Here is a 2,856-nt window from a genome sequence, read left to right on the forward strand (position 1 = left end):
GCTCAGGTGCCCGCCGAACGGATGGGCGACGTGGTCCAGCGGATCTCGTTCTTCGTCAACGCCGGGGTGCGCTTCGTCGAGGAGATCGCCAAGATGCGCGCGTTCGGCGTGCTCTGGGACGAGATCACCCGGGACCGGTACGGGGTCACCGACGCCAGACAACGGCGGTTCCGCTACGGCGTGCAGGTCAACTCGCTCGGCCTGACCGAGGCGCAGCCGGAGAACAACATCCAGCGCATCGTGCTGGAGATGCTCGGCGTGACGATGTCCCGCGACGCCCGGGCCCGCGCCGTCCAACTGCCCGCCTGGAACGAGGCGCTCGGCCTGCCCCGCCCCTGGGACCAGCAGTGGTCGCTGCGGATGCAGCAGGTCCTGGCGTACGAGTCGGACCTGCTCGAATATCCCGACCTCTTCGCCGGCTCGCACGTGATGACCGCACTCGTCGACGAGATCGTCACCGGGGCGCGGGCCGAGCTGGGCGGGGTGCTCAAGCTGGGCGGCGTCGTCGCCGCAGTGGAGACCGGCTACCTCAAGAGCGCGCTGGTCGCGTCACTCGCCGAGCGGCGTCGGCGGATGGAGTCCGGTGCCGACGTGGTGGTCGGGGTCAACCGGTACACCGAGACCGAACCCTCCCCGCTGACCGCTGCCGGCGCGGGCTCCGTCGAGCAGGTCGACCCCGCGGTCGAGGCGGCCGCCGTGGACGGCGTACGCCGGTGGCGGTCCGACCGGGACGCGGCCGTCGTCGACGCGGCGCTGGCCCGGCTGCGCGCGGACGCCGCGACCACCGCCAACCTGATGCCGGCCACCCTGGAGTGCGTGCGGGCCGGGGTGACCACCGGCGAGTGGGCCGGCGCGCTGCGCCAGGTCTTCGGCGAGTACCGGGCGCCGACCGGGCTGGCCGGCGCTACGGGCGGCGGCGGGGAGCCGGGCCTCGCGGCGGTCCGCGAGCGGGTCGCCGCGACGGCGCGGGAGCTGGGCAGTGGCCGGCTGCGGCTGCTGGTCGGCAAACCCGGCCTGGACGGGCACTCCAACGGCGCGGAGCAGATCGCGGTACGTGCCCGTGACGCCGGCTTCGAGGTCGTCTACCAGGGCATCCGGTTGACCGCGGGGCAGATCGTCGCCGCCGCTGTCGAGGAGGACGTCGACCTGGTCGGGCTCTCCGTGCTCTCCGGGTCGCACCTGGCCGCCGTGCCGGCGGTGCTCGACGGGCTTCGCGCCGCAGGCCGGGCCGACCTCCCGGTGGTGGTGGGCGGCATCATCCCGGCCGGTGACGCGGACACCCTCCGCGCGGCCGGGGTCGCCCGGGTCTTCACCCCGAAGGACTTCGCCCTCACCGGCATCATCGACGACCTGGTGACCGTCATCCGTCGCGCCAACGACCTGCCCTGACCGAAGGGCCGTCTCGGGCAGGTCGTCGGCCCGGCGTGGGTCAGCGGCTGGTGTAGGTCATGCAGTCGGCCATGTCGTTGTCCGGGCCGACCCTGATCGACGACGCGTGGCACTCCAACTGCTCGTTGTGCCGGCAGTCGGCGCGCTGGCACGCCCCCACCTGCGCGATCAGGCTCTCCACGCCACCCCGGACGGGCGACTCGACGAAGGTGTGGCAGTGGGCGTGATCCATGCTGCCGATGGTGATCGCGAAGGCGTGGCAGTCACCCGACTGGTTGTACGCGCATGCGGCGACCACGCATTCCTGGACTCGGGGCATCTCCAACGCTGCGGTCATGCCGACCTCCTCTAGGCTCCTGCCCCGATACTAGGCTTTTGTCGCCCCGTGCAGCCCCTCTATCGCGGGCCGCCGATCACGCGTCAGACGCGGAAGCCGGCGGCGCGGGCGGCCTCCCGTTCGCGGCGTCGATCGGATCGACGACGGAAGAACCAGAAGGCGAAGAACGCCAGGCCGACGAGGGCGACGAGCACCAGCACCGGCAGGATGATCGCCACCAGGGAGACCACCACGCTGGTGGCGTCCTCGGCGGTGCTGGCGACCGGGGCGCCGATTCCGGCGGTGGTCGCGTTGATCACCGGCCGGGCTGCGGACTTGAGCAGATGCACGCCCAACGCCAGCAGCACGCCGGTGACGACCGGCACCCACTGGTGCGACGAGAAGAAGCTCCCCGGATCGCTGACCGTCACCGTCTCCGACGAGGAGCCGGCACCGAAGGCCAGGCCACCGGCGGTGGGTCGGACCACGGTCTGCACCACGTCGTTGATGTGGTCGACCACTGGCACCTTGTCCGCCACCATCTCCACGGCGAGCAGCACGGCCATGATCGCGATGACCCAGCCGTTGCCGAGCCAGGTCCAGCCGCTGGGCAGGTCGATCAGGTCGGTGTAACGGCCGAGTAGGCCGAGGATGAGCAGGGGTATGTAGGCGTTGAGCCCCGCCGATGCGGCGAGACCGGTGCCGGTGAGGACTTCGAACACGGTCTCAGCATCGCATCGACGCGCCAGTGCCGCTCGCTGGCGACCGGCGGGTGCTCGGCTACCCTCGTCGGGTGCGGTTGGTCATTGCGAAGTGCTCGGTGGATTACGTCGGACGGCTCTCGGCTCACCTGCCGCTGGCCACCCGGTTGCTGATGGTGAAGGCGGACGGGTCGGTGTCCATTCACGCCGACGACCGGGCGTACAAGCCGTTGAACTGGATGAGCCCGCCGTGTCGGTTGGAGGAGGCCCCCGGTGTGTGGCGGGTCGTCAACAAGGCTGGCGAGGAGCTGCGGATCACCCTGGAGGAGATCTTCCAGGACACCTCGTACGAGTTGGGTGTGGATCCGGGCCTGCGCAAGGACGGGGTGGAGGCGCACCTGCAGGAGTTGCTGGCCGCCAACCCGGGCATGGTGCTGCTCGCCGCGTTCC

At 71.2% G+C, this 2,856-nt stretch carries 3 protein-coding genes and 1 pseudogene; 2 read left to right on the forward strand and 2 right to left on the reverse strand.

Features of this window, described 5'->3' with window-relative positions; translation table 11 throughout:
- A partial coding sequence (locus ABZ749_RS33100; protein WP_357234860.1) for a methylmalonyl-CoA mutase family protein occupies nt 1-1,389 on the forward strand: 1,389 nt, incomplete at its 5' end.
- 40 nt (nt 1,390-1,429) lie between these two features.
- On the opposite strand, the gene ABZ749_RS33105 is transcribed toward ABZ749_RS33100, so the two are convergent.
- Nucleotides 1,430-1,726: a DUF1540 domain-containing protein gene (locus ABZ749_RS33105; protein ID WP_357234863.1), complete on the reverse strand. Its 297-nt coding sequence runs from the start codon at nt 1,724-1,726 to the stop codon at nt 1,430-1,432.
- Nucleotides 1,727-1,809: 83 nt separating this feature from the next.
- Complete coding sequence (locus tag ABZ749_RS33110; protein WP_355008049.1) at nt 1,810-2,427, reverse strand: DUF4126 domain-containing protein; 618 nt, start codon at nt 2,425-2,427, stop codon at nt 1,810-1,812.
- 71 nt (nt 2,428-2,498) lie between these two features.
- On the opposite strand from ABZ749_RS33110, the pseudogene ABZ749_RS33115 reads away from it, so the two are divergent.
- A pseudogene (locus ABZ749_RS33115) lies at nt 2,499-2,856 on the forward strand (endonuclease); the annotation flags it as partial.

The organism is Micromonospora sp. NPDC047753 (assembly GCF_040642735.1).
Taxonomy (GTDB): domain Bacteria; phylum Actinomycetota; class Actinomycetes; order Mycobacteriales; family Micromonosporaceae; genus Micromonospora.